Origin of the sequence: Mesorhizobium argentiipisi (SeqCode) (assembly GCF_037179585.1) — a bacterium.
GTDB classification, from domain to species: domain Bacteria; phylum Pseudomonadota; class Alphaproteobacteria; order Rhizobiales; family Rhizobiaceae; genus Mesorhizobium; species Mesorhizobium argentiipisi.
The window spans coordinates 1-5,867 of record NZ_JAPYKO010000067.1 but is presented as its reverse complement, the minus strand read 5'-3'; the positions used below and the strand labels follow the sequence as shown (position 1 = coordinate 5,867).

Annotated in this window: 6 protein-coding genes; 4 read left to right on the top strand and 2 right to left on the bottom strand. The window is 64.3% G+C overall.

Annotated features, from left to right (window positions below; all coding sequences use genetic code 11):
- Positions 1 to 1,387: 1,387 nt before the first annotated feature.
- Positions 1,388 to 2,527 carry a 5-methyltetrahydropteroyltriglutamate--homocysteine S-methyltransferase gene (locus O7A05_RS33840; protein WP_337097742.1) on the bottom strand — a complete coding sequence of 380 codons (1,140 nt, stop codon included), beginning with the start codon at positions 2,525 to 2,527 and terminating at the stop codon, positions 1,388 to 1,390.
- Between the two features lie 134 nt (positions 2,528 to 2,661).
- Between O7A05_RS33840 and O7A05_RS33835 the strand changes: the two genes are divergently transcribed.
- Genes O7A05_RS33835 through O7A05_RS33825 form a run of 3 tightly spaced genes read left to right on the top strand, consistent with a single transcriptional unit; the run spans position 2,662 to position 5,434 of the window.
- Positions 2,662 to 3,708, top strand: a complete 1,047-nt coding sequence (locus O7A05_RS33835; RefSeq protein WP_337097740.1) for an aromatic ring-hydroxylating dioxygenase subunit alpha — start codon at positions 2,662 to 2,664, stop codon at positions 3,706 to 3,708.
- A gap of 3 nt (positions 3,709 to 3,711) precedes the next feature.
- Positions 3,712 to 4,455 carry a GntR family transcriptional regulator gene (locus tag O7A05_RS33830; RefSeq protein WP_337097738.1) on the top strand — a complete coding sequence of 248 codons (744 nt, stop codon included), beginning with the start codon at positions 3,712 to 3,714 and terminating at the stop codon, positions 4,453 to 4,455.
- 10 nt (positions 4,456 to 4,465) lie between these two features.
- Positions 4,466 to 5,434, top strand: coding sequence for a PDR/VanB family oxidoreductase (locus tag O7A05_RS33825; RefSeq protein WP_337097736.1), 969 nt, complete (start codon positions 4,466 to 4,468; stop codon positions 5,432 to 5,434).
- Between the two features lie 75 nt (positions 5,435 to 5,509).
- Here the strand turns inward: O7A05_RS33825 and O7A05_RS33820 are convergent, their stop codons facing one another.
- Complete coding sequence (locus O7A05_RS33820) at positions 5,510 to 5,707, bottom strand: hypothetical protein (RefSeq protein WP_337097735.1); 198 nt, start codon at positions 5,705 to 5,707, stop codon at positions 5,510 to 5,512.
- A gap of 17 nt (positions 5,708 to 5,724) precedes the next feature.
- Here O7A05_RS33820 and O7A05_RS33815 point away from each other — a divergent pair.
- The coding region (locus tag O7A05_RS33815; protein WP_337097743.1) for an aldehyde dehydrogenase family protein at positions 5,725 to 5,867 on the top strand (143 nt) is incomplete at its 3' end.

The following is a 5,867-nucleotide window of genomic DNA, read 5'->3' as shown; positions in this document are numbered from 1 at the left end:
AGGAGTTCGTCAACCGCAAACCGGTCGTCATCAGCAAAGGATCTTCAAGACCGTTGGCCTTGAACATGAGGCTCTGGCTTAGCCTGACGGAGAGTGAAGCATCGTAGGTACTTCATTCTCCCAGGCTCCGTTGGACACTCACGGCCCGACAGTTTTGGCGTGGGAGGTTGCGCCGAGTGGCGCCATCGGCACGCAGGGTTCATCGAGGATGGGACGGACGTTCAGGCTCTGAAGTAGCTTCCGCCTGCGGAGTCCTCGGCGAGCTGCTCGATGGAAACACCGTCCTTCACCCGGCAGCGTTCATTGTGATCTTCTGAATGGCCTTTGCCATGGTCAGGTTCTCCATGACGGGCGGCCCGGGGCCTCTCCCCGGACCTCCAAGCCCGTCGGGAAACCTCCCCTCCCCCCTCTGCCTCTGCCGGCACCGCGGCCACCCGCTGCGGCACGGTGCCTTCCGATCAGTCATGAGAAGCGGCGCCGTCCTCGTGGTCTGGAGGACGGCGCCGTAGACTGGCGACCGGAGGAAACGAAAGCATCATGGCGGAGACGCGGGAGTCCGCATCGCTGGCATGATCAGTATCAGCATGATCAGTATCAGATTGCGAGATCGAGGAGCTTCTTTGCCCTGCCCTCCATATCGAGCCGTGCGTCCTGATGGGTTTGTCACGTGCGACACGGGTGATGCCCTGGCCGAAGTCGAAGATCGACGCCGGGGGCCGACCTTCCTCGAGTAGGACGGTGTCGATGATCTTCGTGGTTGAACCACTCCGACGACACGCGGCCAACGCGCTGGCCTCGGCTGATATCCACCTTGTAACCATTGCGCCCGACCCGCGTCGGCGCCTGAACTTCCATCTCGGTCATAACTCCAGCTCCGCGGCGAGCGTCAGGAGCCTTTCTCCCGGCCTTCACCCGCCGTCACCTCTCGGCGCCATCCTCTCGCTCTGTCCGCCGGCCAAGCCAACCGAGCGCCGCCGTGCCGGACGAAGGCTACGAGCCGATCGCGCCGGGCGAGTCTCTGGGATATCAGTTACCAGTGGTGGACGTTTACGGATTTCGACGCCTACGCGGCGATGGGCCTCCATCATCAGTACATCTATATCGACCCGTCAACGACATGGTCATCGTGAAGGTCACCCATACGGCCGAGCCTGTCGGGCGCGACGAGGAAAACCTGCGGCTCTTCGCCCAGATCACGCAGCGCCTGGGCGGGTGACACGGCGCGCCAGCGGAACCCCGGGGCGGGTCACTTCTTCGGCGACAGCGGCGAACATGGCCTGCCGCTGTTCGTTCGGCCGGGAGGCACGCCCGACAGGCTCGAACCGGGAACCGAAGCAGCGCCGAGAAGATGACCCGGGCCTCGGCTGGGCACGCCGTGGATGAAGCGCTAGACGCCGCCCCAGATCGCCTCGGCTGTCCGCACCACCAGTTCGAGCTTGCGCTTCTGGTCGTCCTCCGTGATCGCGTTGCCCTCTTCCGTCGAAGCAAAGCCGCATTGGGGGGCGATGCCGAGCTGATCGATATCGGCATACTTGCTCGCCGCCTCGAACTTGCGCTTCAAGTCGTCGAGATTCTCGAGCACTGCCGTCTTGGTGGTAATGAAGCCCGGCAGGACGCGCTTCTTGCCCTTGGGCAAAAGCCTGAGCGGCTCCAGGCCGCCGGTGCGATCGCTATCGTATTCCATGAAATAGATATCGACGCCCGTCTGGTTGAACACGGCGTCGGCCGCGGGGTCGTAGGCACCCTCTGCGACCCAGGTGGACTTGAAGTTGCCACGGCACATGTGCATGCCGATTAGCATGTCCGTCGGTCGATCCGCGATGGCGTCGTGCATCATCCTGGCGTAGCGGCCGATGAGCCAGTCGGGGTCCTCGCCGCGCGCCTTGCGCTCGGCGCGAATCTTGGGATCGCAGAGGTAGGCAAAGAAGATGTCGTCGATCTGTAGGTAGCGGCAGCCTGCGCCATAGAAGGCCTTCACGGCCTTGTTGTAAGTGCGGGTGATCGCGTCGAAGTAGGCCTCGGCGTCGTGCTTGTATTCGAGGATATGGATGTCGTCCTCGGCGACGCGGAAATGGATGGCGCTGGGACCGGGGATCGAGATCTTCGGAGTGACGCTGGTGTGCGCCAGCACGAACTTGAAATGCTCCAGCATCGGATGATCGTCGGCAAAATCGAGCGGCCCGTTGATCACCGGCACGTCGGCCTTGGTGGCCGTGCCGTGAAACTGGATGCCGCCACCCTCACGCTGGATGATGTCGAGGCCGTCCAGCATACCCATGAAATCGAAGTGCCACCAGGCGCGGCGGAACTCGCCATCGGTCACGGCCTTCAGGCCCGCCGCCTCCTGCATGCGGATCACGTCGATGATAGCTACATCTTCCACTTGTTTCAGCTCCCCGGTCGACAAGGTCTTGTCCTCGAAGCGGGCCTTCCGCGCGGCTTTGACCGCTGCGGGTCTCAGGAAGCTGCCGACGATATCGGCGCGGAATGGTGGGGTGGGCACAGCGGTAGCGGCAACGGCAGCCATTTCAGATCTCCTCCTCGTCGTCGGTGCGCCGATGTGAGCCCGATCGAAGCGATTGTGCAAGTTCGGGCTTGCAGATTGTATACATATGGCATTTAATGCTCAACGACGATCGATTTTCTGGGAGGAGCGTGATCATGCCCCATCAGACCTTTCCGATGAACGCGTGGTACGCCGCGGCGTGGGACACTGAAGTCAAGCGCGAGCTGTTGCCTCGCAAAATCTGCGGAAAACCGGTGGTTATGTATCGGAAACAGGACGGAAACGCTGTCGCACTGGCTGATGCCTGCTGGCACCGGCTGCTGCCGCTGTCGATGGGCGAGCTCTATGGCGACAACGTCATCTGCGGCTATCACGGACTGGAGTTCGACGATTCCGGCCGATGTGTATACATGCCGTCCCAGGAGACGATCAACCCGTCCGCCTGCGTAAAGTCCTACCCGCTGGTAGAGAGGCATCGCTTCATCTGGCTTTGGATGGGCGATCCGGCCTTGGCCGATCCCGCCAGGGTGCCGGACCTGCACCGGAACGACGACCCGGCCTGGGCTGCCGACGGCAAGCTGATCCACGCCAAATGCGACTACCGGCTGGTCATCGACAATCTGATGGACCTGACTCATGAGACCTATGTGCACGGCTCCTCTATCGGCAACCGCGCCGTCGCCGAGGCGCCGTTCGAGGCGACCCATTCGGACCGTACCGCGACCATCACGCGCTGGATGAAAGACATCGATTCCCCGCCCTTCTGGCGCTCACAACTAGGAAAGCCCGGCAACGTCGATCGCTGGCAGATCATCAATTTCGAGGCGCCGGCAACCGTTGCGATCGATGTCGGCGTCGCGCCGGCTGGCACCGGAGCGCCCGAGGGCGACCGCAGCCAAGGCGTCAACGGCTTTGTCCTCAATACGATCACGCCGGAAACGGACAAGACTTGCCATTACTTCTGGGCCTTCGCCCGCAACTACAAGCTTTCCGAGCAGCGCCGCACCCACGAGCTGCGCGAGGGCGTGGCGTCGATCTTCCGTGAGGACGAGCGTATCCTCGAGGCCCAGCAGATCGCGATCGACAACAACCCCGACCACGTCATTTACAACCTCAATATCGATGCGGGCTCGATGTGGGCGCGCAAGCTCATCGACCGGATGATCGGCGAGGAGCAGGCCCAACGGATCGCGGCGGAGTAGGCTTTGGTCGAGACGCAACAACGGCGGCAGCAACCGCAATCGCTGAAGGCACTCTTGGGGGTGCGCGACCTCGTGTTCAATGGGTACGCTCGCCCCGGCGAACGCCTGTCCGAGATCGGCATCGCCGAAAAACTTGGCATCTCGCGCACTCCGATCCGGGCGGCGCTGGCCCGGCTCGAGCAGGAGGGCCTGCTCGAGCCGATTCCCTCGGGCGGCTATGCGGTGCGCAGCTTCACCCGCGACGAGGTGATCGATGCGATCGAACTGCGCGGCGTGCTCGAAGGTACGGCGGCACGGCTCGCGGCAGAACGCGGCGTGCAACCGGCAAAGCTGCGCGCCGTCAACGAACTGCTGCGCGGGCTCGACGAGACGATGCCCGGCCGACCGGAGGACATGGCGTTCGACCGTTATGTCGAACTCAACGCCCAGTTCCACGAAGCGCTGGCGGGCCTTGCCGGCAGCGAGACCATTCGGCGCGAGATCGAGCGGGTCACGCAATTGCCTTTCGCTTCGCCCAGCGCCTTCCTCGACAAGCAAGCCGACGTGCCAGCCTTCCGCCGCTCGCTGGTGATTGGCCAGGCGCAGCATCGCGCCATCGTCAACGCCATCGAGCTCCGAGAGGGCGCGCGCGCCGAGGCGCTTACGCGCGAGCACGGGCGCCTGGCGCGGCAGAACCTCGAATACGTCATCGAGCAGGACCGCAGCCTGATGCGGCGCGTGCCGGCCCTGGCTCTGGTCACCAGTTGAAGGGAGCAATATGCGCAGCAGACAGGAATGGATGCGGGCCGAAGTGGCGGATGCGCGGCTCGTCGCGGACGATACGCGGCTGATCGAGTTTGCCATGTCGCACGCGCTGCCGCGGTTCGAGCCGGGCTCGCACACCAATGTCCGGGTGCAGATTGGCGGCGGCGCGGCGACGCGCACCTATACCTGCCTCCCCGCCCCGCCGGATCGGATCCGCGTTGCAGTCAAGCGGCACGTGCATAGCCGCGGCGGCTCACGCTTCATGTGGGGTTTGGCGATTGGCGAGCCGATCGAGGTCACCGTGCCGGAGAACCGCTTCGAACTGTCCTGGCGCAACACGCCTAGCCTCCTCGTCGCCGGCGGCATCGGTGTGACGCCGATCTACGGCATGGCGCTGGCGCTCCACGCCCGCGGCACGCCGTTGCGCATGGTCTATGGCGGCAGGCGCCGGCGGGACATGGCCTTTGCCGACGAGCTCGAGGCCCGGTTGGGCGAGCAGTTCGAACTGTTTGCCGCCGACCAGGATCGCCGGATCGACCTGGATGCCGAGATCGCCGCCCTGCCGGCCGAGGCGGAGCTCTATGTCTGCGGCCCGATCGGCATGCTGCAAGCGGCCAAGGCAGCCTGGCAGGCAGCGGGCCGGTCGGTGAGCCGGCTGCGCTACGAGGTGTTTGGCGACAGCGGCCTTTTTGCCGAGGCGCCGTTCCAGGTCGAGGTGGCGGGACGTGACGTGCTCGTCGATGTCCGCCCCGACCAGACGTTGCTCGACGCGCTGACGAGTGCCGGCGTCGATATGATCTACGACTGCCAGCGCGGTGAGTGTGGGCTATGCGTGGTGGAAGTGCTGCAGGCGGACACCGCGATCGACCACCGCGACGTGTTCTTTAGCGCTGAACAGAAGCACGAGGGCAGGCGCATGTGCGCCTGTGTCTCGCGTCTCGTCGGTGGCCGGGCCATCATCGACGTCGGTTATCGGCCGTGAGCCGATCATGGCCAACCGCAAGAGGCGCCGAATCGCCCCTTGAAGGAGTGGACAAGGTCACAGAGATAGCTCCGCCTATGCGCCGACGAGCGCCTTGGCCGCTTCGTGCAGCGCCTTGCCATCGAACCCCGCAGCACCTGCCTTCTCGTACCACGCGTCGATGGTTGCCTGCGACGCGTCCTTCCAGCGATGGGTCTCGGCTTCGTCGAGTGTGACAATGTTGTCGCCCGCATCCTGCGCGATCTTGAGGCCAACCGCGTCGCCCGCATCCATGGTCGCGCCGAACGCGCGTGCCGCTTCGACGCCCGCCCGACAACCCAGCATACCACCAGGAATTCTTTGGCCCAGTCGCGCAGGTTTTTGTGGTCGACGACGCGGCGGCGGCATTGGCGAATGATTCGAAGTTCGGACTCGGCGGCACGATCTTCTCAAG